The organism is Nocardia transvalensis (genome assembly GCF_015477765.1).
GTDB classification, from domain to species: domain Bacteria; phylum Actinomycetota; class Actinomycetes; order Mycobacteriales; family Mycobacteriaceae; genus Nocardia; species Nocardia transvalensis_A.
The window spans coordinates 321856-346053 of the sequence record NZ_JADLQQ010000007.1 but is presented as its reverse complement, the minus strand read 5'-3'; the positions used below and the strand labels follow the sequence as shown (position 1 = coordinate 346053).

At 69.0% G+C, this 24198-nt stretch carries 21 protein-coding genes and 1 riboswitch; of the genes, 7 read left to right on the top strand and 14 right to left on the bottom strand.

The features are described from left to right. Positions 1-147 precede the first annotated feature (147 nt). The 8 genes from IU452_RS22395 to IU452_RS22360 form a co-directional block, all read right to left on the bottom strand. Complete coding sequence (locus IU452_RS22395) at positions 148-1401, bottom strand: cytochrome P450 (protein ID WP_195111081.1); 1254 nt, start codon at positions 1399-1401, stop codon at positions 148-150. A gap of 105 nt (positions 1402-1506) precedes the next feature. Then, on the bottom strand, positions 1507-2496 hold the full coding sequence (locus IU452_RS22390; RefSeq protein WP_416382356.1) for an alpha/beta hydrolase: 990 nt from the start codon (positions 2494-2496) through the stop codon (positions 1507-1509). Between the two features lie 78 nt (positions 2497-2574). Then, positions 2575-2808, bottom strand: a complete 234-nt coding sequence (locus IU452_RS22385; RefSeq protein ID WP_195111080.1) for a hypothetical protein — start codon at positions 2806-2808, stop codon at positions 2575-2577. 234 nt (positions 2809-3042) lie between these two features. After that, positions 3043-3633 (bottom strand): histidine phosphatase family protein, encoded by a 591-nt coding sequence (locus IU452_RS22380; RefSeq protein ID WP_195111079.1) that lies wholly within the window; start codon positions 3631-3633, stop codon positions 3043-3045. Next, positions 3630-4484, bottom strand: coding sequence for a CbtA family protein (locus IU452_RS22375; protein ID WP_195111078.1), 855 nt, complete (start codon positions 4482-4484; stop codon positions 3630-3632). The genes IU452_RS22380 and IU452_RS22375 overlap by 4 nt, the downstream gene beginning before the upstream one ends. Before the next feature lie 22 nt (positions 4485-4506). Next, complete coding sequence (locus tag IU452_RS22370) at positions 4507-4716, bottom strand: CbtB domain-containing protein (RefSeq protein ID WP_195111077.1); 210 nt, start codon at positions 4714-4716, stop codon at positions 4507-4509. A gap of 43 nt (positions 4717-4759) precedes the next feature. Beyond that, a riboswitch (cobalamin riboswitch) is annotated at positions 4760-4891 on the bottom strand. A gap of 83 nt (positions 4892-4974) precedes the next feature. Next, positions 4975-5310: a transglycosylase family protein gene (locus tag IU452_RS22365; RefSeq protein WP_195111076.1), complete on the bottom strand. Its 336-nt coding sequence runs from the start codon at positions 5308-5310 to the stop codon at positions 4975-4977. A gap of 339 nt (positions 5311-5649) precedes the next feature. Further along, complete coding sequence (locus IU452_RS22360) at positions 5650-7548, bottom strand: helix-turn-helix domain-containing protein (protein WP_195111075.1); 1899 nt, start codon at positions 7546-7548, stop codon at positions 5650-5652. Positions 7549-7824: 276 nt separating this feature from the next. Between IU452_RS22360 and IU452_RS22355 the strand changes: the two genes are divergently transcribed. From IU452_RS22355 to IU452_RS22335, 5 genes are all read left to right on the top strand, one after another. After that, positions 7825-9141: a tannase/feruloyl esterase family alpha/beta hydrolase gene (locus IU452_RS22355; protein ID WP_195111074.1), complete on the top strand. Its 1317-nt coding sequence runs from the start codon at positions 7825-7827 to the stop codon at positions 9139-9141. Then, positions 9138-10223, top strand: coding sequence for a PHB depolymerase family esterase (locus tag IU452_RS22350; RefSeq protein ID WP_195111073.1), 1086 nt, complete (start codon positions 9138-9140; stop codon positions 10221-10223). The genes IU452_RS22355 and IU452_RS22350 overlap by 4 nt, the downstream gene beginning before the upstream one ends. Positions 10224-10528: 305 nt before the next feature. Further along, entirely contained in the window at positions 10529-11407 is an 879-nt protein-coding gene (locus tag IU452_RS22345) for an ABC transporter permease (RefSeq protein ID WP_416382348.1), read from the top strand. Further along, on the top strand, positions 11404-12459 hold the full coding sequence (locus tag IU452_RS22340; protein ID WP_195111072.1) for an ABC transporter substrate-binding protein: 1056 nt from the start codon (positions 11404-11406) through the stop codon (positions 12457-12459). The genes IU452_RS22345 and IU452_RS22340 overlap by 4 nt, the downstream gene beginning before the upstream one ends. Further along, a complete protein-coding gene (locus IU452_RS22335; protein WP_195111071.1) occupies positions 12456-13250 on the top strand; it encodes an ABC transporter ATP-binding protein in 795 nt (264 codons plus the stop codon). Before IU452_RS22340 ends, IU452_RS22335 begins: the two co-directional genes overlap by 4 nt. Positions 13251-13265: 15 nt before the next feature. On the opposite strand, the gene IU452_RS22330 is transcribed toward IU452_RS22335, so the two are convergent. The 5 genes from IU452_RS22330 to IU452_RS22310 all read right to left on the bottom strand — a co-directional run bounded on the left by IU452_RS22330 (position 13266) and on the right by IU452_RS22310 (position 20617). Then, positions 13266-15026: a tetratricopeptide repeat protein gene (locus IU452_RS22330; protein ID WP_195111070.1), complete on the bottom strand. Its 1761-nt coding sequence runs from the start codon at positions 15024-15026 to the stop codon at positions 13266-13268. After that, a complete protein-coding gene (locus IU452_RS22325; protein WP_195111069.1) occupies positions 15023-17419 on the bottom strand; it encodes a hypothetical protein in 2397 nt (798 codons plus the stop codon). Before IU452_RS22325 ends, IU452_RS22330 begins: the two co-directional genes overlap by 4 nt. Further along, on the bottom strand, positions 17416-18795 hold the full coding sequence (locus IU452_RS22320) for an ABC transporter substrate-binding protein (protein WP_195111068.1): 1380 nt from the start codon (positions 18793-18795) through the stop codon (positions 17416-17418). Before IU452_RS22320 ends, IU452_RS22325 begins: the two co-directional genes overlap by 4 nt. A 116-nt stretch (positions 18796-18911) precedes the next feature. Next, positions 18912-20186 carry an SPFH domain-containing protein gene (locus IU452_RS22315; protein ID WP_195111067.1) on the bottom strand — a complete coding sequence of 425 codons (1275 nt, stop codon included), beginning with the start codon at positions 20184-20186 and terminating at the stop codon, positions 18912-18914. Next, on the bottom strand, positions 20186-20617 hold the full coding sequence (locus tag IU452_RS22310; protein ID WP_195111066.1) for an NfeD family protein: 432 nt from the start codon (positions 20615-20617) through the stop codon (positions 20186-20188). The genes IU452_RS22315 and IU452_RS22310 overlap by 1 nt, the downstream gene beginning before the upstream one ends. A gap of 118 nt (positions 20618-20735) precedes the next feature. Between IU452_RS22310 and IU452_RS22305 the strand changes: the two genes are divergently transcribed. Together IU452_RS22305 and IU452_RS22300 are read left to right on the top strand one after the other, a co-directional pair. After that, positions 20736-21557 carry a DUF3097 domain-containing protein gene (locus IU452_RS22305; RefSeq protein WP_324192754.1) on the top strand — a complete coding sequence of 274 codons (822 nt, stop codon included), beginning with the start codon at positions 20736-20738 and terminating at the stop codon, positions 21555-21557. Positions 21558-21609: 52 nt separating this feature from the next. Beyond that, positions 21610-22422 carry a hypothetical protein gene (locus IU452_RS22300; protein ID WP_195111064.1) on the top strand — a complete coding sequence of 271 codons (813 nt, stop codon included), beginning with the start codon at positions 21610-21612 and terminating at the stop codon, positions 22420-22422. A 789-nt stretch (positions 22423-23211) separates the two neighbouring features. Here the strand turns inward: IU452_RS22300 and IU452_RS22295 are convergent. After that, positions 23212-24132 carry a LysR family transcriptional regulator gene (locus IU452_RS22295; RefSeq protein WP_195111063.1) on the bottom strand — a complete coding sequence of 307 codons (921 nt, stop codon included), beginning with the start codon at positions 24130-24132 and terminating at the stop codon, positions 23212-23214. Positions 24133-24198 lie beyond the last annotated feature (66 nt).

Sequence of the window (24198 nt, the reverse complement as noted above, 5' to 3'; positions counted from 1 at the left end):
ACGACCGCGACCCCACCCCGGCGCACGCGGCACCCCCTCTAATTCCTGCGGACGCAACACGCCTGTCGTCCCTGCGCGGACGCAACACGCCTGTCATCCCTGCGCGGACGCAGCACCCTCCCATTCCTGCTCTGAGCGCGCCAGCGCTCAGGGCAGGATCGGCGGTGATTTCGGGAACTCCACCGGCAGGGCGGCCAGGGCGCGGTGGAACGGGCCGGGGCGCCACACCAACTTTTCCGGGGGGACCGCGAGGCGTAGTTCCGGCAAGGCGTCGAGCAGTTGGTCGATCGCGTCCTGGGCGATCAGGTAGGCCATGGATCTGGCGGGGCAGGCGTGCGGGCCGGCGGCCCAGGCCAGGTGGGCGCGGTTGCCGGTGTGCTCGCTGCCGCTGATCTCCGGATCGTTGTTGCAGGCGGTCATGCTGATCAGCACCGGCTGATGGGCGGGGAGCCAGACGTCATCGATCAGGATGGGCTGGCGGGGATAGCTGGCGCAGAAGTTGGCCATCGGCGGGTCGGTGAACAGCACCTCGTCCAGGGCGTCGCGGGTGGACAGGCTGCCGCCGAGGATGTCGCCGCGGAACCGGTCGTCGGTCAGCATCAGCCGCAGCGTGTTGGTGATCAGATTCTGCTCCACCTCGATTCCCGCGCCGTAGAGCACCCGCACCTGCCCGAGCACCTCGATATCCTCGAGCCGGACCGGGTGGTGCAGCAGCCGGGTGGTCACATCGTCGCCGGGTTCGGCGTATTTCACCGCCAGCAGTTCGTTCATCGCCGCCGCGACCATGGCATTGCCCTTGTCGCCGTCGACGGCCTCCACCATGGCGGCCATCCCGGCCGCGAGGCGCCGGCTGATCTCGGCGGGCACACCCAGCACCGCATTGATCACCGCGAAGGCCAGCGGCAGCGCGTACTGACGCACCAGATCCGCCGTACCGGTTTCGCAGAAGGCGTTGATCATCGGGACCGCGAGCCGTTCGACGGTGCTGTGCAGGGCGTGCAGATCGACCTCGCCGACCGAGTCGACGACCGCCTGCCGATAGCGGGCGTGCACCTCACCGGCGTTGGCCATCAGCGTCGGGCGCCACCCCATCATCGGCAGTACCGGACAGTCCGGCGGCACGCCGCGCTGCCAGGCGCGCGGGTCGGCGGGAAAGTGGTCCGGATCGTGCAAAATTCGCACCGCCGTGCGATAGCCGACCACGAGCGTGGCCGGAGTGTCGGGCGCCAGATCCACCGGGACCAGCGACCCGAAACGACTGCGCATCTCGCGATACGCCCCATGCGGGTCGGCGGCGAATTCCGGTGTATACAGCGGGATTCGGGGCCCGTCGAAGGTGACGGGCGAACCGTGGGCGACTGCCGGCCGGTCGGCGGCCGGTGGCTGTGGTGTGGTGAACAACGTTGCAGTCCAATCGATTACCGACGTTCGATCCCGAGACCCGCCCGTACGATCTTGCCATCTCCGCGCCGCGCGCGCTCGGGCCGGGTCGAAATCGGCGTCCGCTCAGGACGGCAACCCCAGTCCCGCCGCCAGGACCGCCCAGGACTTCTTCAATTCGGTCTCCCAGTAGCCCCACGAATGGGTGCCGGTCGGCGTGAGATCGTAGGTGGCCGGGATGCCGAGCCGATCCAGCTCGGCCTGCAGATTGCGGGTGCAGTAGTTGGTCGCGGCCTCGATCGCGCCGCCGACGGCGACCTGATCGACCAGCCCGTTGATCCCCGGCAGCGCGCGCGGGCCGTCGAGCGTGTCGAACTGGCCCGGTAGCCCGCTCCCACTGGAAATGAACAGATTCTCCCCCCGCAGCTGATCGGCGTGCACGTACGGATCGTTGGCCGCCCACATCGGATCGTCCGGCGGTCCATACATATTCCTCGCGTCCCCGCCGCCGGCCGCCACCACCGTGGCGACGAAGTCGTGGCCGATCGGATCGCTGATCTGGGCGCACCCGCTCAGTGCCGCCACGGATCGGTAGAACCCCGGCGCCGCGATGGCCAGTTGCAGCGCCGACGTGCCCGACATCGACATGCCCACAAGGGCATTGGCCCGATCGGTCCCGAGGGCTGGGTCGATCAGCGGTGGCAGTTCCTCGGTCAGGAACGTCCGCCACTTGTTCACCCCGAGCGTGGGATCGGGTGCACGCCAATCGGTGTAGTAGCTGGACTTGCCGTCGACCGGCTCCACGACATTGACGTCCTTGGTGGCGAGAAACGACAGCACGTCGGTCTGCTTCTCCCAGGTGGCGGCGTCTTCCCCGCCGCCCGCCCCGTTGAGCAGATACAGCGTCGGACGCGGCTGCGAGGGGTCGGCGGGCCGCTGCACATGGACCTCGACGTCCCGGTCCATCGCCGCCGAGTACACCCGCAGCACCAGCGACCGGTCATCGACGGGGTCCACGGCGGCGATCCGGGATCCGTCGGCGGAACTGCCGCCGGGCTGCACCGGCACGGGATCGGCCACAGCCGCTCCGGCGGCCCGCGTCAGGGCCATTCCCATGGCCGCCGCGATCGCCACCGCCAAGGACGTTCGGGACTTCGACAGGGTCAACGCTCCTCCTTCGGCCTCGCGGGGGTGTCACGGCACGAGCCACAGTCGTTCGCACGGCAGCCGAGGGCACTCCGAGCGCAGCACCGACACGGTCGCGCGCTCGGGCCAATGCTGGTCGGTCCAGTAGCGGGCGAAATGGTGCGCCGCCGACGCACAGGCCCGGAAGGTGAGAACCAGCCCGTGCGTGCGGATGCATACCTGCAGGTCGATCTCGGTCGGCCGGGGCGAAACCACCCTGCTCCATGCCGCCTCGACTCCCATGCCCACCTCCACTCGCATAGCCGATCTCGGTGATCGCTTCCGACTGCCGTGGCTGTTGCTTCAAGCGCGCGGCACTTGACCACTAAATGATCTGGCCGCAAACACCCGGCCACAACTCGGAGGGACGCCGGAATCCGTTCAGATAGCGACACAAAATCGGTGCTAGAGCGGATTTTTGAGGCAGAGAAGGCGACCGTCATAGACGAGCATCACACTGCCTCAGCTATGAGCTGGCTACCACTCGGCGGCGCGCTCGGCCACCTGCTGGGCCGTGAGACGGACCGTCCATGCCGGGCCCCGTCGATGCAGCGTCGTGGCCGAGAGCGGCGGGATGTCGAGACGCCAGAAGGAGGTCGCGGGGCAGTGCAGGGCGACCAGCACCGCCGCGCGGACGATCGCCGGGTGGGTCACCGCGACGATGCGGCGGGGCGGGTCGGCGATGGCATCGAGCCACGCGCGGACCCGCTCGAGGAGGCCGGCGATCGACTCACCGCCGTGCGGTCGCTGATCGGGATCGGTCAGCCAGCCCATCAGCTGCTCGGGCGGCAGACCGTCCATCCCGGCGCCCGCCCAGGCTCCACAGTCCAGGTCGGCCAGGCCGGAATCCGGCTCCCCATCCAGTCCGAGCGCGGCGGCGGTTTCGCGGGTCCGGGCCTCCGGGCCGACCCGGATCAGATCGGCCCGGTCGGCGCCGGGCAGCGGGCCGAGTGCGGCCACCGCCCGGCGACCGAGCGCGTTGAGCGGTTCGTCGACCGGAAACCGGGCCGCCTGCACGGCATCGGTCATCGCATGGGTCACCAGGGTGAGCCGGGTGACCGTGCTCATCCGAGCGAGGCGGCGGCGCTGTCGCCGCGAGAGGCCTCCCGGCCGAACAGCCGCGGGGTCAGCGAGGCGACTCCGACGCCGATGACCGTCCAGAGGATCACTTGCGCCAGCACCGAATAGAGCCGGAAGAAATACAGATCGTCGGCGGGGAAGCCCGGGTAGACGATGCGACCGGACGGATCGGTCAGCGGGCGCGGCGTCTCCGTCGCATAGTCACCGATGGCCTGGTTGGCCGACAGCTCCCCCGGCGACGGCAGCAGCGCCATCACCACGCCTATCGCCACGACGAACGTCCCGGCCGCGACCAGGGTCGCATACCAATTCCCCAGGCGCGCTTGCAGTGTGCGGCCGAGCCAGACCGCCGCGAGCAGCAGCACCGCGGAGATCACCACCATGCCCAGATACAGCGCGGTCCGCTCCTCGATGGTGTCGGCATTGCCGACCGACGGCGGATTGGCCGGATATTTCAGGAACGGCACCGCGTACAGCGCCAGGAACATGCCCCCGGCCACCAGCAGCGCGAGGGTGCGGGGGGTGAGCTTGCCGACCCGGCCCAGGCAGACGCAATACACGACCGCGAACAGCGCGCCCATCGCCGCGCCGAACACGATCATCCCGAAGCCGAGACCGGTGTTGGCCTGCACGGTGCGGGAGAACAGCTCCGCCTCGTGCACGTGCGGCACGGCGTGGCCCGCCGCCTTCTCCAGCTCCAGCTGGGCGTCCTCGCGGCCGCCTTCGTAGTCGATGGCGCGCTCGATGATGGGTTCGGACAGCACGCGGGCGAAGACGAACGCCAGCAATCCGCCCAGCGCGCCGAACAGCACACCCAGGCCGATGATTCGCTTTTCCATTGTGGTGGCTCGATTCCCGGGACTAGTGGCAGGGGAATCCGAGGAAGTGCCGCCCGTCGTGGACGAACTCGTGGACGTGCATATCGCTGCCGAACACCGAGACCGCACCCTGATCGATGCCGATGAAGTACAGCGCCAGCAACGCCAGAATCGTGGTCCCGGCCAACCAGAGCGCGGTGGTGGGAATCGAGAGCGGCAGGGCGCGGGAGCGGGGAGCGTAGGACGTAGCCACGAGAACTCCTTAACTACAGGGGATTACGCGTCCCCGTCGTCGACAGAAAAGTGCGATACGAGGGTCTGACTCACACCCGGGAGGTGTTCACAGTGGCGCGACCGTCCCGGTTTCGCACCGGGTTCCTCGAATCATCGCTCCCTCACCATACGAAACCCCGGACATACCGGTCAATCGGACGCCGGACGAGCGACGGCCCCGCCTCCGGGTGTGAAACCGGGAGGCGGGGCCGTGCGTGAAGTTCGAAACCCGCGAGGCTTACAGGTAAGCGCCGCAGACCGGCCAGGCGCCGGCGCCCTGGGAGGCGAGCACATTCTCCGCGACGCGGATCTGCTCGGCGCGGCTGGCGTTGGCGGGGTTGCCCGAACCGCCGTTGGCGGCCCAGGTGCTCTGGGTGAACTGCAGACCGCCGTAGAAGCCGTTGCCGGTGTTGGCGCCCCAGTTACCACTGGACTCGCACTGCGCGACGGCATCCCAGTTGTGGCCGTACTCGGCAGACGCGGTGGCCGACAGGCCGAAGGGCACGGCGACGAGAGCGCCGGCGACGGCGGCGAGACCGAGAGCGCGGGTGCTGAACTTACGGTGTCGAGTCATGCGGGGTTTTCCTGCCTGCGCCCAGCCGGCCCGGTCCGTTTCGCGACCGGGTCCCTGTCCCCAGGAATGTCGGGGTCGAACTCTGGTCGTGGGACAGGGTTGCCGGTGTTCAGCGACCAGAGCCGGGCCCGGAATTTGGGCCGCGGACGACGGTAACGAACAAATCTCAGTAGATCACGTTGTGATAACACAACACGCTGTCTCAACCGATGGATGAGACTGCCATTGTTTATGCACTTCGCAACCGAGGAAACGCGGATTACACAATTGTAGTTATCTGTTCGTTATGTGCGCGAGATCACGCGGATATAGTGATTCGGGTCGCAGGGAACGAGGTGGTCAGTCGGCGAAGACCGCGGCCTCGCGCAATCGGTGCAGCCGCAGCGCCAGCTGGATTTCCAATGCCCGATCCGGGTGCTGCCAGCCCGCGCCGAGCAGGGCGGTGATGCGCTCGAGTCGCTGGGTGACGGTGTTGACGTGGATGCGCAGCCGCTCGGCGCTGCGGCTGAGACTGCATCCGGTGCCGAAGTAGGCGTGCAGCGTCTCGATCAACGGTGTGCCGCGGCGGCGTTCGTACTCCACGACCGGTCCGAGCGTCTTGTCCAGGAAGCTGGGCACCTCCCCGGAGCCGCCGATCAGCAGGCCGACGAACCCGAGATCGTCGGTTCCGGCGACACCACCGTGGCGGCCCAGCGCCCGCAGGACCAGCACACAGCGCTCGGCGGCGCGATGCGCCGAGGGCACCCCGCGGGGCAGGTCGACCGGTCCGGCACCGGCCGCGGTGACCGGTGTGGCGAGCGCCGTGGTCAGATCCCCGGCGAATGCGCGGGCGGTCTCGGTGGGATCGGCGCCGGGTACCAGCAGCACGGCGCGCTCGCCGCGCGTCGCGGCCAGCCCGTGGCGGGCCACGGCCCAACTGCTGGCACGCGCGGCCGCCCTGCGGTGTCCGCCGTGGTCGGCGACGATCAGCACGTGCGGGCGGTGCAGATCCAGGCCCAGCACCCTGGCCCGGGCATGCAGCGTCTCGGCATCGGCGACGCGGCCCGCGAGCAGATCCTCGAGAAATTCTCCGCGCACCCGGCACTCCGCCTCGGCGATGCTGCGCTGGAACAACAGAAGCAGCGCGGTGACCTGGGCGGCGCGTTCCAGGATGCGCTGGTCCGAGGCGGACAGCTCGTCTCGGCTCTGCAGCACCAGGGTGCACAGCGGTTCGCTGCCGGCGCCGCCCGGCGCGGCCCACAGGCCCTGCGCCCGCGCGGTGCGGCCGAGTCGGCGTGCGGTGGCGGCGATATCGCCGATCGGCCGGTCGTCGAGCGGGTCTCGAACGGTGCCGTCGCCGAGGTCGGCGAGGGTGTGGCCGTCCGCATCGAGAACGCGCAGCCCGCCGCCGAGAATGTCGACGACCACCGCCGCGATATCGGCGACGCCGCCGCCGCGCACCACCAGGTCGGTCATGCGGTCGTGGGCCTCGGCCGCGCGTTCGACGGTCCGATAATGCGCGCGCATGGCCTCGTTGGCGGCACGCAATTCCGCCAGTGCGGTACGGGTTTCGGTGAGCAGCCGCGCCGAATCCACCGCAATGGTGGCGTGTGCGGCCAGTGAGCCCAGCAATGCGATTTCCTCCGGCGCGTATGGCCGGGCGCTGCGGTGGGAGGCGAACAATACGCCGATGACACGCTCCCCGAGTTTCATCGGCACGCCCAGAATCGCGACCAACCCTTCGTCTTTCACCGCGGCATCGATTTCGGCGGTGTGACGATACCGTCGGTCGTGGAAATAGTCCGCCGAACAAAACGGTATTCCGGTCTGGGCCACCAGCCCGCCCAGACCGGCGCCCATCGGGAGGCGGCAGGCCCGGAACGCCTGGGAGACCGAACCGTCGGTGACGCGCATATAGGTGTCGCCGCGCTGCGGGTCGGTCAGGGTCAGATAGGCGACGTCGGCGTGCAGCAGCCGCCGGGCCCGGTGCACGATCGCCTGCAGGACGGCGCCGACATCGCGCAGCCCCGCCAAATCTCCTGCGGTGTCGAACAATGCCTCGAGTTCGGCCTCGTGGCGGGCCCGGCGTTCCAGCAGTGCCCGCACCCGTAGCGCGGCCAGTTTCGCGGATTCGAGTTCGGCCAGCCGCGCGGGCTCGACACCGGCCGCGCGCGCCTGCAGCAACGGCGCCTCGAACTCGACGGCCGGGGCTTCTCGTTCCAGGAGATCGAGGAAGACCTTCCAGCTCGTGGTCGACATCGTGTCCCCTGTGTCCTCATGGGCGGATCGGCAGCGGACCGCTGCGCTCCGGACACTGGGCGCGACCGGTGCCGCGGCTATGGGCGATCGCACCATATTCCGGGCGATCGCGATGGTGATTCGAGCCGGTGCCCTACCCCCGGACGCTCGGCCGCCGCCCCCGCAGGGCGCAAGTGGCCGTGCATCCCATATGTCCGGCTTCGAATATGGCCACCACCCACCTAGTGACCCACGCCACAGTCCGCGAGAATTTCCGAATCCCCCGAGGAGGAGCGAATGCCATTGTTGCAGAGCCTATTTCGACTCTCCCTGGCCCTGACCGGCACGGCGGTGCTCGCCACGTCGATGGCCGCCGGCTCCGCGGGGTCGGCCGGGTGCAGCGCGCCCATCGTGCCCGGCGCACAACGGCAGATCGCCACGTGCCTGGAGGATTTGACCACCACCGGCACGGTCGCCTCGGGCCATACGGTGCCCGCCGACTGGGCGGGGTTGCAGGCGAAGGACACCCGCACGCCGAGCGGGGTGCCCGGTACCCAGATCGACGGCTACTTCCCGGACGCCTCGACCACCAACACGCATCGCGGGTGGAATCACGACGCCCAGTTCGTGATTCGGCTCCCCGAGCGCTGGAATGGTGGTCTCGTGGTGGCGGGGACGCCGGGCAATCGGCGGCAGTACGCCAACGACATCACCATCTCCGACTGGGTGCTCGCCCGCGGATACGCCTACGCCGCCACGGATAAGGGCAACACCGGATCGGAGTTCCACCGCACAGGGGCCGCGCCGGGAGATGCTGTCGCCGAATGGAATTCGCGAATCACTCAGCTGAACCTCGCCGCGCGGGCCACCGTCGCCCAGCGCTACGGGCGCCCCGCCTCACGCACCTATGCGGCCGGAATCTCCAACGGCGGCTATCTGGTTCGCCGGCAGCTGGAGAGCGTGCCCTGGCTCTACGACGGCGGGATCGACTGGGAAGGCACGCTGTGGACCGCGCAGGGCCCCAACCTGCTGACATTCCTCCCGGTGGCGCTGCGTCACTACCCGCGGGCCGCCACCGATCCCGCCGCCCACGACGCGATCATCGCCGCCGGGTTCGCCCCGGGCTCGGAACCATTGTGGGACTACCACTTCAAGACGTACTGGGGGCTGACCCAGCGTATCTACCAGCAGGAATTCGATCCCACCTACGCAGGCGGGGACGCCGACTACGACTACGCGGGCCGACCCACCGCGGTGCACGAGGCGGTCCGGCGGATCGAGCTGACCGGACGCATTCAGCGGCCGCTGATCACCCTGCACGGCACCCTCGACGCCCTGCTGCCGATCGGCCAGGACTCCGATGTCTACGACCGGATGATTCGCGACGCGGGCCGCGACGGTCTGCACCGGTATTACCGCATCGAGGGCGGTAATCATGTCGACGGGCTCTACGACGAGTATCCGCAGGTGCTGCGTCCCTTACTGCCGTGTTTTCGCAGCGGCTTCACCGCCCTCGAATCCTGGACCACCACAGGGCATCCGCCGCCGCCGAGCGCGACCGTACCCCGGCCGGGCGACGGCGATCTCATCGATACCTGTGCGCTGGGCGGATGACGGATGTCCCGGCATCCGCTGTTCCCGATCGCAACGAACTCTGGACAGTCATCGTGAAAATCACCTTCGCACTGCCGCTGCTGGCGGCCGCCGTGACCCTGCTGACCACCTCCACCGCACAGGCCGCGGTGCCCTCCCCCACTCCCGGCACCCTCGGTAAGTACACCATCAGCGCCTCCTATGTCGCCGGGGTCTCCTCCGGCGGGTACATGGCCGATCAACTGCATGTGGCCTATTCCGGAACGTTCGAGGGTGCGGGCATTTTCACGGCCGGGCCGTACCATTGCGCGCAAGGTCGGCTCACGACCGCGCAGCTGGCCTGCATGAACAACCTCATGCCCGACAATCTGCCCGCACTGGAACAGACCGCTCGGCAGCGGGCCGGTTCCGGTGCGATCGACTCGCTCGACAACCTGTCCGGCCACAAGGTCTGGCTCTACCACGGCACCAACGATTCGACGGTGAAACAGTCCGTCAACGACGACCTGGCGACGTTCTATCGCGATTTCGGAGCCGACGTCTCCTACACCGACACCAGCCAGGCCGGGCATGCCTGGGTCAGCCCGCTCGGGCCCAATCCGTGCACCGTCACGCGGACGCCCTACATCAACAACTGCGGTGACGATCCGCAGCAGGCCATGCTGTCGCATCTGCTGGGCACCGTGCGGGCGCCCGCCGCCGCGCTGTCGGGCACGCTGATCGGCTTCGACCAGAAGACGTTCGTCCCCGGCGGCGCCGATCCCGGCTCGATCAGCCTGGGCCGCACCGGGTTCGCCTATGTGCCCACGGCCTGCGCGAGCGAATCCTGCACCCTGCTGGTCGCGCTGCACGGCTGCAATCAGAACTACGACAACGCCCTGTTCGGCGCGAAGTTCATGGCGTATGCGAACCTCAACGAATACGCCGACACCAATCACATGATCGTGCTCTACCCGCAGGCGTCGGCCAACCCGATGGTCGGCAACCCGCAGGGCTGCTGGAACTGGTGGGGCTACGGCTCCGACTCCGCCTACGACCAGCACGGCGGCAAACAGCTCGAAACGATCATGAACATGGTGCGCACCATCACCGGCACCACGTAGATCCGCGACAGCGCTCTGGTCATCCCGGCGCGACAACACTCTGGTTATCCCGGCGCGACAACACTCTGGTTATCCCGGCGCGACAGCGCTCTGGTTATCCCGGCGCGCTTTACGCCGGGATTCGGATCACCGTGATCGTGGATCTGGCCAGGGCCGCGCGGAACCGGACAGGATCGGGCCGGACGGTCGCGGCCCTGGGGCGTGGCCGGATGCGATGGATCTGCGGAAGGGTGATCGGGCGTGGCGCTGGGTAGCGGCGGATACGGGGCGGCGTCCCCGACAGGTGCGGGGAACGGGTCGGCCTGGTGATCAGTATCGGAGCCGCCCGGTCGGCCGAAGGCGCGGATCGGGCGGTGCACGCTCGCGTGCCGGCGGTGCCCCGGTGGCTGCGCGCGATCGGTGTGCGCGCGGTGTCGCTGGCCGGATTGCTACTGCTGTGGTGGGCGATCACCGCCGCGAAACTGGTGGACCACCAATTCCTGCCCGGCCCCGCGGCGGTGTGGCATGCGTTCGTGCGGGCCAACAGCTGGCATCAGCTCGCCCCGGGCGTGCCGCGGGAGGTGCAGGGTGAACAGAACTACTTCCTGTGGGAGCATCTGGTGGCCAGCCTGCAGCGGATCGGTGCGGGCGCGGGTGCGGCGGTAATCCTCGGACCCCTGGTCGGTTTCGCACTGGGAACGTCGAAAATGCTTGCGGCGGTGCTGGAACCGTACCTGAACTTCCTGCGGGCACTGCCGCCACTGGGGTATATCGGCCTGCTCATCGTGTGGTTCGGAATCGGCGACACCTCCAAGATCTGGCTGCTGTTCCTGGCCGCGTTCCCGCCGGTCGTGATCGCGACGATGGCTGGGGTGCACGGGGTTTCGGCCGACCGGATCAATGCCGCGCGGTCGCTGGGCGCGTCCCGGCTGCAGGTCGTCACGCGGGTCCTGCTGCCCGCGACGCTGCCGGAGGTGATCGGCGGCATCCGCGTCGCGATCGGATTCGCGTGGACGACGGTCGTGGCGGCCGAACTCAACAACGGCATTCCCGGAATCGGCGGGCTCGCCTATCTGGCGGGGCAGCGCCTGGATACGGCGCTCACCCTGGCGTGCATCATCGTCATCGGCCTGACAGCGCTCGCGTTGGACGTCGTGATCAAGGGCGTCGGCGCGCTCGTCGTCCCGTGGAAAGGCAAAGCATGAGACGGGCAGTCGTCGTCGCGCTCGCCGCGGCGCTGGTCCTGGCGCTGAGCGGCTGCGTCGAATCGGGACGCACCGACTCCTCCCGCTACACCGGCCCGGCGGTGGCCTGCCCGGTGCCGGTCGACGAATCCTTCACCGGCGCGGTCCGCCTCGGATATCAGGACATCCCCAATGGCGATCTCATCGTCAAGGACACCGGGCTGTTGCAGACCTGCCTGCCGAACGGCAAGTTCACCTGGTCGAAATTCGCCTCCGGGGGCGATGTGATTCAGGCGTTCGGGGCAGGTTCGCTCGATATCGGCCTGCTCGGCAGTGCCGCCGCCGCGCGCGCCCTGTCGACGCCGTTGCGGCAGAACCTGCGGGCGGTGTGGATTCACGACGTCATCGGCGGCGCGGAATCGCTGGCGGTCAAGGACCCCTCGATCACCTCGGTGGCCGCGTTGCGGGGCAAGCGGATCGCGGTGCCGTTCGCCAGCACCTCCCACTACAGCTTGCTCGCGGCGTTGTCGGCGGCGGGGATCGAGCGGGATGTGCGGTTGGTGAACCTGTCCCCCGACGCGATTCTCGGTGCGTGGAAAGGCGATCAGATCGACGCCGCCTTCGTCTGGGAGCCGACGCTGGCGCAGTTGACTGCCGACGGACACGTGGTCACCTCGGCCGCCGACACCGCCAAGGCCGGAAAGCCCACCTATGATCTGGCGGTCGCCCGCACCGATTTCGTTGCCTCCGAAGCGAAATTCCTCGACGTCTGGACAGCGGCGCAGGATTGGGCGGTCCATCAGATCACCGGCAACCCCACCGAGGCGGCCACCCATATCGCCGCGCAATTGGGTATCCCGGTCGATACCGCGCGCACACAGTTGACCGAATACTCTTATCCGGATGCCGCAACCCAGTCCGGCGCACCGTATTTGGGTAAACAGCTCGGCAACGATCTGCGCAGCGCCGCCGAATTCCTGTTGAGCCAGGGCGAAGTACAGGGCCTGGCCGCGCCCGAGGCATACGCCGGGTCCGTGTATGCGCCGGCCGCATCGAAGGTGGGGGCCGAATGACAACGGTTGTGGACCGCGATCGCGTGGTGCTCACCCAGGTGTCGAAGACCTACGACACCGCCACCGGCCGCACCGTCGCCCTCACACCCACCGATCTGGTCATCGAACCCGGCGAATTCGTCAGCATCGTCGGGCCGTCCGGCTGCGGCAAATCCACCCTGCTGAATCTGCTCGCCGGATTCCTCGCACCCACCGGCGGCACGCTGCTGGTCGGTCTCGATCCCGTCACCGGACCCGGACCCGAACGCGGTGTCGTCTTCCAGTCGCCGACGCTGTATCCGTGGCTGTCGGTGCGCGGCAATGTCGAATTCGGCCCGAAATGCCGTGGCGTGGACCGCAGGACCCGCCGCGCCGAGGCCGATCGGCTGCTGGAGCTGGTCGGCCTGGCCGATTTCGCCGACAAACGGCCCTATGAGCTGTCCGGCGGCATGCAGCAGCGCGCCCAGATCGCCCGGGTCCTGATCAATGACCCGCGCATCATCCTGATGGACGAACCCTACGGCGCGCTCGACCAGCTCACCCGCGAACGCCTGCAGGTCGAACTGCTGCGCCTGTGGCGCCGCGCCGGGAAAACCATTGTGTTCGTAACCCATTCGGTGGAGGAAGCGGTATTCCTGTCCACCCGCGTCCTGGTCATGAGCGCCCGCCCCGGCCGCATCATCGCCGACCGCCGCATCACCCTCCCGGGCGACGGCCCCACTACCGTCCGCGACCTCGCGGTCACTACCACCCCGGAGTTCCAGAAGCTGAAATCAGCATTGGCCCAATCGATTTACGACGCCCACGGATAGTGGATTCGCCAGTACCTATCCGTGGCGCGGGTCGTCGGGGACATGCAGAGGCCAGCGGTCCACGCCGTCCAGCACCGGGTCGTTCGGTGGGCCGGTCGCGGGGTCGAACAGGCCCGGCTGGGTGTGGAGCGTGGTGATGGCGTCCTGGCGGTAGCGGTTCGCCAGGCAGTCCGGGCCACAGGATTCCTGCGTGTCGTGGTGGCGCAGGGCCTCGGACTCGGCCAGCCACCCGGTGGCCTGCCGCAGGACCTCGCCGACCACCGGCTCATCCGACAGCAGCAGACTCCCGTACTCGGGTGCGACCACCATGGCCGACCCCATGTGCTGCAGGCACCGAGCGGCGCCCAGCCGATGATCCAGCTCGCGGTACCGCATCAGGGCCCGCTGCCAGCACCGCAGCGCCCGCCGCCGCTCTCCTCGCGCCCACCACAGCACACCCAATGTCTCCTGGGTATGCGCCGCCCCCGACCGGTCACGGCCGGATTCCGCCAGGACCTCGGCGACCGCGAGCCGATTACGCGCCGCATCCAGCCGTCCCTCGCGCAGATGTACGGCGGCCAGATCGATCAGCGCGCTCACCTCACCGGCAATGTCCTTGCGGGGCAACCGCTGCCATGCCCGCTCCAGCAGCCGCGCCGCCTCGCGCAATGCCACCGGCTCCGGCTCCGCGCCGTCCAGCACGTCCAGCGCCCGCCGTTGATCGGCCCGCGCCGCCAGCGCCGCCTTGTACGGATGCAGCCACGTGATCCGCGAGTCTTCCACCGGGCGGCCGATCCGAATCTGCGCCAGCTCGTGTTCGAGCGGGAACCGAGCGCGATCGGCCAGTCCCGACACCCTCTTCAGCACATCGCGATTCGCCTCGTCACACCCGTTGCGGGCACACCAGAGGTCCAGGGCGTCGGCAATGCGCATCAGCTCGGGTACCGCCACGGGCAGCACGGAGCCGGTAGCGTGTCCACCGCACTGCCGCAGCACCGTGCGCAGCTGGTCCTCCTCCTGTTCGAACCACCGCCGCGCGCCCGCCGCCAGCCGGGGGGAGTCCAGCGCCGCCGCCCACCGCATCGCATGATCGGCGTGATATCGCAGCAGGGCGGGTAATGCCGCCTCCCATTCCAGACTGTCGCGCACCTGCTCCGGGGTCGGCGTGAGCGGCACCGAGATCCGCACCAGCCGATCCCGTTCCCCCTGCCGCAGTGCCCGTTTCGCGATCAGGTCCGCCACCACCGTTGTCGCCGAATTCCCATCCTGTGGCTGGTGGGCGAGTGGCAGCCGCAGCGGTGCGGCCAGTATCGCCGTCACCATGTCGTACAGCGCGGCGGTCTCGTAGCTGTCGAAGGGCAGATCCCGCAGCACGGCCGCCGTGATATCGCCGTTCAACGCCGGATTCGGCTCCGGCGGTGAGATCGGTTGTGCCGCGGCCGAGCCCGCCCACGATCGCACCGCAGGGCCCGGCGGCACCAGGTCGGCGGTCAATCGCAGTTCTCGCTCGGCACGCACGCGTTCGCGCACCGAGGACAGCTTGCGCCACAGGACATATGCCGCCGCCAGCACGACGATCAGGACGGCGAACCGGCTCAACCAGTACGACAGCGACGTCAGCACATGGTTCTGCCCGACCCAGCTCTCCAGCAGATTGCTGACGATCTCCAGCAGCATCGAGGTGGCCAGCACCGAGGCCGCACTCAAAAACCCCTGCCACACCGAGGATTTCGAGATCACATTCAGCGACGATTCGACACCAGGGTCGCGCGCCGCACCCTCCTGCGCGGACGTCATCGCAGCACCCCGCCGGTGAGACCCGGCACCAGGAACCTCCGCCACGTCGCCAACAGCAAGACGACCGGCGGAATCACCGACAGCAGCGCACCGGCCGCCAAATGTGCCACGTTCTCGTGGAATTGGCGGGCCTCGCTCCACAGCAGCAGCGACCAAGGGCTGGCGTCGGCGCCGCTGACGAGCAGCCCGACGAAGAAGTCGTTCCACACCTGCACCAGCTCGAGCACGGCCACCGCGCCGAGGGCCGGGCCCGCGGTCGACATCACCTGCCGCATCACGATGGAGGCGTTCGCCGGGCCCCGCCGCATATCGGAGATCGGTGTATCGGCCGGTGCCAGCAGCGCTCCACGCAGGATGAGGATGGCGATCGGCAAGCCGAGTGCCGCATGCGTGAGGATCAGCGGCATCGACGTACCCGCCAGGCTGTGGTCGCCGATGAAGGCCCGGATGCGCCCGACGTAGACCTGCGCGGGCATCACCGCGAGCACGACCAGCAGCATGACGACCACACGCGAGAGTCGTCGCCGCGGTTCGAGCGAGGCGGTGTAATAGGCCGGTGGCAGGGCCGCGGTCACGGTCAGCGCGGTCGCGACGATCGCGACCCAGCCGCTGTCGACCAGCGCATGCCACAGCTCATTGTCCTGCCACACCGATTCCCGGCCCGTGAAGGCGGTGCCGTCGGGCCCCAGCCAGCTGATGACGATCAACACGACCAGCGGCGACAGCATCAGCACCGAGACGAGACCGACCCGCAGCCACAGGCCGCCCGCCCGGACCGCGACCGCCGCCGGACGGATACCGCGCAGGACCACCCACCGCACCGCCCGCCCGATGCGCTCGGCCACCGCACCCCTGAGCGGCCCCGCTCCCGCGACGCGCCGCATCCCCTGTTCTACTGCGGCACCGGTCCTTGTGGCCACGGCGTCCTCGGCCTGGCGGTGCGCCCACGTCGGCCATCGCAGTTGCAGATGCACAGGCACCGATTGCGGTGCCGGACGCGGCCAGCGGGTGCGGTGGCGTTGCACACCCGATTGCAACAGCCACGCGCCCAGTCCGACCACCACTGCCAGCGGCAGCGAGTACGCCTCGGCCCCGACGCGGGCGGTGGCGGGATCGCTGATCAGCTGCCACCAATGCACTGTCGCGCTGTCGAGGATGTACTGCTGCGGCCCCGGCACCGCGATCAGTATCAGGTCGAAGACGCGTGCCGCGGCCACCGCCACGACCAGCCCGAGGATCAGCAACACCGGATTCAGCAACCGCGCCAGCCGCAGCCACATGCGTGCGCCGGTGCGCTCGTGCAGGTACGCGCTGCGCACCGGATCGGATTCGATGCTGTCGACCGCGGCCCGCAACAGCACGAACAGCGCCCCGAACCAGGTCCACACGAACGCGCACCCCAGCATCACCGCGTACAGCAGCGTCTGCTCGGTCACCCCGGTCGCGGCGGCGACCGGCGGTTCGAAGATCAACCGGAACGCCAGACCCGCCACGAACGCCGAAATCCCGAACGGCACGATCAGCGGCCACCAGGGCCACCACCGCCGCCGCCGCACGCCGTACGCCGCCCGCACCGCGAGCGGCAGCACGACCGCCAACGCCATTACCACCCAGCCGATGGTGATGCCGTACGCCTGTAGTCCCGCATCGTCGAGCACCACCGCCACCACCGCCACCGCCCCGATCGCCGCCGCCACCGCGGGCACGGCCGTCAACGGACGCTCTCCCCGGCTCGGCCACAGCCGCCGCCACACCCACGCACAAACCACACCGGCACAAAGCATCACCGCAAACCACACCATCAGCCCCGGCCGCTGCCGTCCCGCGAACAACGCCTCGGCCGGCACCACCAGCAACACCGCCGCCGCCCCCAGCCCCCACCGCGTCCGCAACACCCACCCCCACACCGGACTGGCAACCGCCCCCACTCCCAAAATCGCCACAGCCCACCACCCCGCCGCCGCATTCCACCGCACCGCAAACACACCCGCCGACACCGCCACCACAACCAGTAACGCCCCTTCCGCCCACGCAACCCAGCGCTCCGCGGAATCCGTTCCCCCACCAGTCGCCTTCCCGCCGGTCGGTTCGGGAGCCGCGCTGAAGTCGGTGGCGCCCTTCCACTGTCGGCGTAGGCGATCGACGAGGGCGGCGGATGCCACGACCACCGCGCAGGACACCGCGATCAGTGCGCCGGTCACGCTCGTCAGGGCGGCGGCGAGCGTCGCTACCGCGGGGACCACCAGTAGCACGACGATCAGCAAGGCCGCCGGGAGTTGTAAGAGCACCGCCGTCAACGGGCGCAGGTTCCAGCCGCGGACCAACGGGCCGGCCATGCGCCGCGGGGCGAGTTCCAGGGTCAGACCGTTGGCTTCGGTTCGGTGGAGCGTCATGTTGCGCTCCGGGTGAGGGCGGCGATGGCCAGGTCGACCGCCTCGTCGATACGGCCGCGGCGCCGGGAGCCGACGTCGATGAGGAAGTCGGTCAGGATGCGCCACAGACCGTTTCGGCGACCGATCGGTCCGATCAGGTCGGCGAAGTCGAAGATGTCCCAGGAATTCAGTTGCGCCGCAACATCTTCGAAGATCCCGTGATACGACGCCGGTGCCGGGGTCTCGTTGCTGGGAGCGACGAAGCCGCCGTAGCCGGTCAGCCACGGCAGCGGGGCCGTCGGTGCGGCGAGCGCGGCGACCAGGTCCTCGGAACGGGAATCGGCGGCCGTCGTGATGACCATGACGTCGCCGCCGCCGATATTGGGCGTGCGGTACCCGTGGTCGATGGCCGGGAACGGCATCACACCGACGGTGGCGTCGGACCGGCCCGTGGCGCGCAGGCAGCGCCGGACGATCGGTTCCGCGAAATCCGGTGCCACCACCATCATGGCGTGGTGATGCTGGAACACGTCGCGGACGGCGTCGGGATACTGCCGCCGCAGTGTCGCGGCCACCCCGCCGGGAAACGCCAGCGGGTCGCCCCACACCCGCCCCAGCATGCCCAGCGCATCCCGCACGCCCTGCCGGTCCCAATCACGTTTGCGCACAGGGCTTGTGGTGTCGGCGGGGTTGCGTGGCGGTTGTGCCAGATCCTCATAGGCCCCGGGCGTCGCCGACCGCAGCACGTTGGCGAACACATTGGCCAGTATCCACCCGTCGGCCGCGCCCAATGCCAGCAATCGCCGTCCGTCCCTGGCGAATTCGCGCATCTTCTCCGGCCACTGCGCGAGCGTCCAGCCCCGCGGCGGATCGAACCGCCGGTCGGCTCGCCGGAACTCCTCCGCACTATCGTAGAAGGCCCGACGGTCGTACCAGACCAGCGACTTGTTCGCGGATTTGAACGGCACCCCGTAGTGGCTGTCCGCGTCGGACACCCGGTACCGCAACAGATCCCACCATGGGGGCGGGTACCGGGGTATGCCCTGCGTCGCCCACAGCGAGTCGCCGACCGCCCGCAGCTTGGTCCCCGCCAACTCCTGGACCCGGCCCGCGTCCGGCAGCATGACGATATCGGGCGCGTCGCGGCCGCGGGCGTTGAGCGCGATATCGATATCGTCGCCGAGCGGCACGACGTCGACCGGATGGGCGAAGCCGGGCACCTGCGGTGCGGGCGATCTGATTCCGGCCAGCACGGCCCGGAAGGCCGCCAGCTCGGATCCGCTCCACGGCACCGCAATTCGCACCGCATCCGACCCGCGGCGCACCGGATCGGGCGCGCAGGCCGCCGCCACCGGCAGCAGCAGACCCGCCCGCAGCACCGCCCGTCGCGTCGCCATCCTGCCCCCGCTAGCGCCTCGTTTCCGGCGAAAAGCACGCCGGGATAACAGTATGGCAAGCGCGCCGGGACCGCCCGCCGGTCCGTCGAAAATTCGGACCGGCGGCGCCTACCCCGTTACCGTCCCGGATACTCCGGCGGCTGCCACGGGCGGCCCTCGATGTCGTTGGCGCGCTGCGGCTGCTGGGGCTGCTGCGGCGGCTGCGGCTGGTATTGCGGCGGGGCCTGCTGCTGCGGCTGCTGCGGAATCCCCGGCTGCTGCCCGAGATTACGCGGCATCACGGGCGCTATCGGGGACTCCACCGGGGTTGCGGCGGCGGCCTCCGCGGCCCGCACGGCACGCTCGGCGGCGGGATCGGTCTTGATATCGAACCAGTCGGCGACCTCGTCGGAGTCGTCCTCGGGCCGCGGGACGGCCTCGCCGTCGCTGCTGGGCTCGTAGCGGAAGACGCCGTCCTCACCGCGTTCGCCGAACTGCGTGGCGAAACCCTCCAGGGCCTTGCCGAAATCGCTGGGCACCACCCACATCTTGTTGGCGTCGCCCTTGGCCATCTGCGGCAGCGTCTGCAGGTACTGGTAGGCAAGCAGTTCCGGGGTGGGCTTCCCGGATTTGATTGCGGCGAAGACCTTTTCGATCGCCTTGGCCTCACCCTGTGCCTGCAGGTAGGCGGCGGCGCGTTCACCCTGCGCGCGCAGGATCCGGCTCTGCCGCTCACCCTCGGCGGACAGGATCGCCGACTGCTTGGAACCCTCGGCCGCCAGGATCTGCGCCTGCTTGGCGCCCTCGGCGGTCTTGATCTGCGCCTCCCGGTTACCCTCGGCGGTGAGGATCATGGCCCGCTTCTCGCGGTCGGCCTTCATCTGCTTTTCCATCGACTCCTGGATCGACGGCGGCGGATCGATGGCCTTCAGCTCGACCCGCGACACCCGCAGGCCCCAGCGGCCGGTGGCCTCGTCGAGGACGCCGCGCAGCTGCGAGTTGATCTGGTCGCGGGAGGTCAGGGTCTCCTCCAGCGTCATACCGCCGACCACGTTGCGCAGCGTGGTGATGGTCAGCTGTTCGACCGCGGCGATGTAGTTGCTGATCTCGTAGACCGCCGCCTGCGGGCTGGTGACCTGGAAGTACACCACCGAGTCGATCTGCACGGTCAGGTTGTCCTGGGTGATCACCGGCTGCGGCGGGAACGACACGACCCGCTCGCGCAGGTCCACCTTGGCGCGGACTCTGTCGGCGAAGGGCACCAGGAAGGTCAGTTGGCCCGAGACGGTGCGCGAATATCGGCCCAGGCGCTCGATGACCGCGGCCTCGGCCTGCGGCACCAGCGCGATCGATTTGAACACCACCACCGCGACCAACAGGACGAGGACGGCGGCGACGATCAGTACAGCCATTACGGCCCCTTCCACACGACGGCGTGCGCGCCGTCGATCTTCATGACGTAGACGGTATCCCCCTCGGCATACTCCTGCGACGGGTCGAGCGGTCGCGCGCTCCACACCTCGCCGTCGATCTTGACCCGGCCGCTGTCGTCGTTGACCGTCTCGAGCACCTTCGCGGTCTTGCCGGGCAACGCGTGCACATTGGTCGGGGTGGGCGGTGGAGTCGCGAAGCGCCGCAACAACATCGGCCGCACCAGGAGGATCAGTCCCAGCGAGGTCACACCGAACACGACCGCATCGATCACCAGCGAGGTATGCGCGACCCCGGCGACACCCGCCGTGGCCAGCGCCGCCCCACCCAACATGAGCAGCGTGAAGTCACCGGTGAGCATCTCCGCGGCGGCGAGCAGAACCCCCGCCACCAGCCATATGATTGCGGCCACGCTCTCACCGTACCGGGTTCGCCCGATTTTCGGCGTGGCTGTTGCGGTTGTGTTGCACGCGTCGCCGGATCGTGTCGTAGCCACCGGGAAACTCACCACGCCAGGTATTTTCGTGCGGGTGAGTGCGCGAGAATACGGCGATATCTATTCAGGACATGCCAGGACACGCAAGCGAGCCGTGCCGCAGGTGGCCGCCGAGCGGGATCTGGTGGCCGAGGACGCGGCAACCGGGTTCTGCGGCGCGGTGGTCGGATTCGAGCGCACCTACGACGGGGATTTCGTCAAGCTCGAGGACCGGCACGGAGCGGTGCGGCTGTTCGCGATGCGCGAGGCGGCGTTCCTGATCGATGGGGAGCCCGTCACCCTGGTCCGCCCGAAGGTTGCCGGACCGGGGAAACCGGTCCGTTCGGCGTCCGGTTCGACCCGGGTCGAGGGGCTGCGGGCGCGGGTGGCGCGGGCCAGCCGCATCTGGGTGGAGGGTGTGCACGACGCGGCGCTGGTCGAGCGGGTGTGGGGGCACGATCTGCGGGTCGAGGGCGTGGTCGTGGAGCATTTGGAGGGCCTGGACAATCTCGCCGAACGGCTGACCGAGTTCGGGCCGGGGCCGGGCCGCCGGGTGGGCGTGCTCGTCGACCATCTGGTCACCGGATCCAAGGAAACCGGTCTGACCACCGGGCTGGGTCCGCACGTGCTGGTCACCGGGCACCCGTACATCGACGTGTGGCAGGCGGTCCGGCCCGATGTGCTCGGTATCGAGGCCTGGCCGCACGTGCCGCGCGGGGAGGACTGGAAGACCGGCGTGTGCCGCCGCCTGGGCTGGGGCACTCCACAGGATGGCTGGCGGCGCGTGTACGGCGCGGTCGACTCCTTCCGCGATCTGGAATCGCCGCTGATCGGGGCGGTGGAGCGGCTGATCGACTTCGTTACCGAACCCGAGTAGCTCCGCGCACACCGCAGGGTGCACAGGCAACGGCGCAGTTATGCTCGAAAACATGTGTTCTCCCAGTGCCACGCTGACGGTGTGGGCCGGCTCCTGGCTGGCCGGTCGCAGCGCGCCCGACGACGTCCTGGACGCCCTGCGCGCGTGGGCACCGCGGCAGAGCGTGGCGGCCGGTGACCCGGTGACCGGCGGACATACCGGCCTGCCCTGGCCCGCTGCCGAACCATTGGACGCGGGTTCGGGAATCATGATGCTGCTCAAGGTCATTCGCGAGGCCATGGCCGATCAGCGGGCGCACCTGCGCCTGGTGCTGCCGGTGCCGGGAGACGCGCGCGGGCTGCCGATGGGCACCGAGTTCGCCACCGCCGCAATGGATGCCGAGGAAGGCATCCTGATCGGGGCGCCGGGCACCGAGGGCACCGGCCTGGTCCCGCAATGGACCGACGAGGACACCTTGCAGTGGACCGTCTACCACACCCCCATCCCCACCCCCGCGCCCGATATGGCGCTCGGCGAGGCCGAATTCGCCATGCGCCAGGCGGTCCGCGACGCCGCCGACGCCCTCATGCGCCTGCAGACCACCGGCGTCGGCACCGGCGACGACGACCCCCGCGAACTGATCGAGGCCGAACTGGCCGACTACTCCCGCCACATCTACCCCGACTCGGCCCCACTACGCGCCCGCCGCATCCTCGACTCCGCCGACCACGTCGCCGCCATCCTCACCGTCGCCCAACAGGCCCCCGCCTCCTCCCCCGCCTCCGCCAGCGCCATGCAGGCCCAGGAAACCCTCCTACGCCCCTTGTGGAACGCCATCCGAGCCGCCCGCCTAGCCGCAGTCCACGCCGCCTCCGGCCCCCGCTGACCTCCCCCGATACCCTGCATCGGCCGCCCCAGGGGCGACCGATACAGGGATGAGAGACAGGCCGCCAGCGATGAAAGCTCCCGCCCAACTTCGATATCCCTGAGCGACACCCCCATCACCCCTGAGCGGCACTTCTCACATCCCTGAACGACACCCCTTACATCCTTGAACGGCAGTCCTTCACCTCTCTGAGCGACACCCCTTACATCCCTGAGCGACAGCCCTTCACACCCCTGAGCGACAGCCCTTCACACCCCTGAGCGACAGCCCTTCACACCCCTGAGCGACAGCCCTTCACACCCCTGAGCGACAGCCCTTCACACCCCTGAGCGACAGCCCTTCACGCCACTAAACGGCAGCCCTTCACACCCTGAGGGACAGCCCTTCACATCCCTGAACGGCAGCCCTTCACATCCCTGAGCGAAGCGAAGGGCAGGCGCCCGACCAGGAATGCGACAAGGCATGAGCCGAACCCCATACATCCCTCAGTGGCAGCCCCGATGCCCCTGAGCGGCAACCCCCATACATCCCTGGGCGGCAACCCCCATACATCCCTGGGCGGCAATCCCATACATCCCTGGGCGGCAATCCCATACATCCCTGGGCGGCAATCCCATACAAACCTGGGCGGCAATCCCATACATCCCTGGGCGGCAATCCCATACAAACCTGGGCGGGAACCCCATACATCCCTGGGCGGCAATCCCATACAAACCTGGGCGGGAACCCCATACATCCCTGGGCGGCAACTCATTACATCCCTGAGCGAAGCGAAGGGTAGGTTCGCGATCAAGGGGTGGGGCTGTCTGTACCGGACGCTATGGTGAGGAGGTCGCGGGCGGGGCCGGTGAGGCGCTGGGCTTTGGGCCAGATGGCTCGTAAGGGGCGGCGGAGGTTCAGGCCGGATAGGGGTGGGGAGACCAGGGTGCCGTCGCTCAGTTCTGTGTTGACGGCGAGGGAGCTCAGGATGGCTGGGCCCAGGCCCTCGGCGACCGCGGTTTTGATGGCGGTGGTGGAGGACAGTTCCAGTAAGACGTCCGGATGCCAGGTGGGGTCGTGGCGGATCATGGCTTGTTCGAAGGCGATTCGGGTGCCGGAGCTGGGTTCTCGGCAGATCAGCGGGGTGTTCGTCAGGTCGGCGGGGGTGATGGAGGAACGGCGTGCCCATCGGTGCGTGGGCGCCACCACCACGACCAGCCGGTCCCACGCCACGATCCGGTTGTCCAGATCCTCCGGTGCGTCGGGCACTTCCACGAAACCGATCGTCGCCCGACCGTCCCGCACCGCCTGGGCCACCTCCGCCGAATTCCCGGCTTCCAGCGCGATCGTGGTGTCGGGAACCCGAATCCGCAGCGCCATCAGCCATTTCGGGAACAGATATTCGGCGACGGTCTGGCTCGCCGCCACGCTCAGATGCGAATCTCGTTGCGCACGAAGAGTTTCTATGCCCGCATCGAGCTGAGCGGCGGCGTCCACGACGGCGTGGGCCCACTCCGCGATCAGCGCACCCGCGGCGGTCGGCCGGGAACCGAGTGTGGTGCGCTCGAGCACCGGCACCCCCACCAGCTTCTCCAGGTAGCGGATACGGGAGCTGGCCGACGGCTGACTGATCCCGTGCGCCTGCGCCGCGCGACCGAGGCTGCCCAGCTCGATCACCGACAGCAGCAGATCCAGTGCGGCCAGGTCCGGCACCCGGGGCGACAGCGGCATAGATCGATTCTATGGACCCATCGATACAGGCCTGCTACCAGGTGCTCCGCGCGGCGGCGAGGCTGA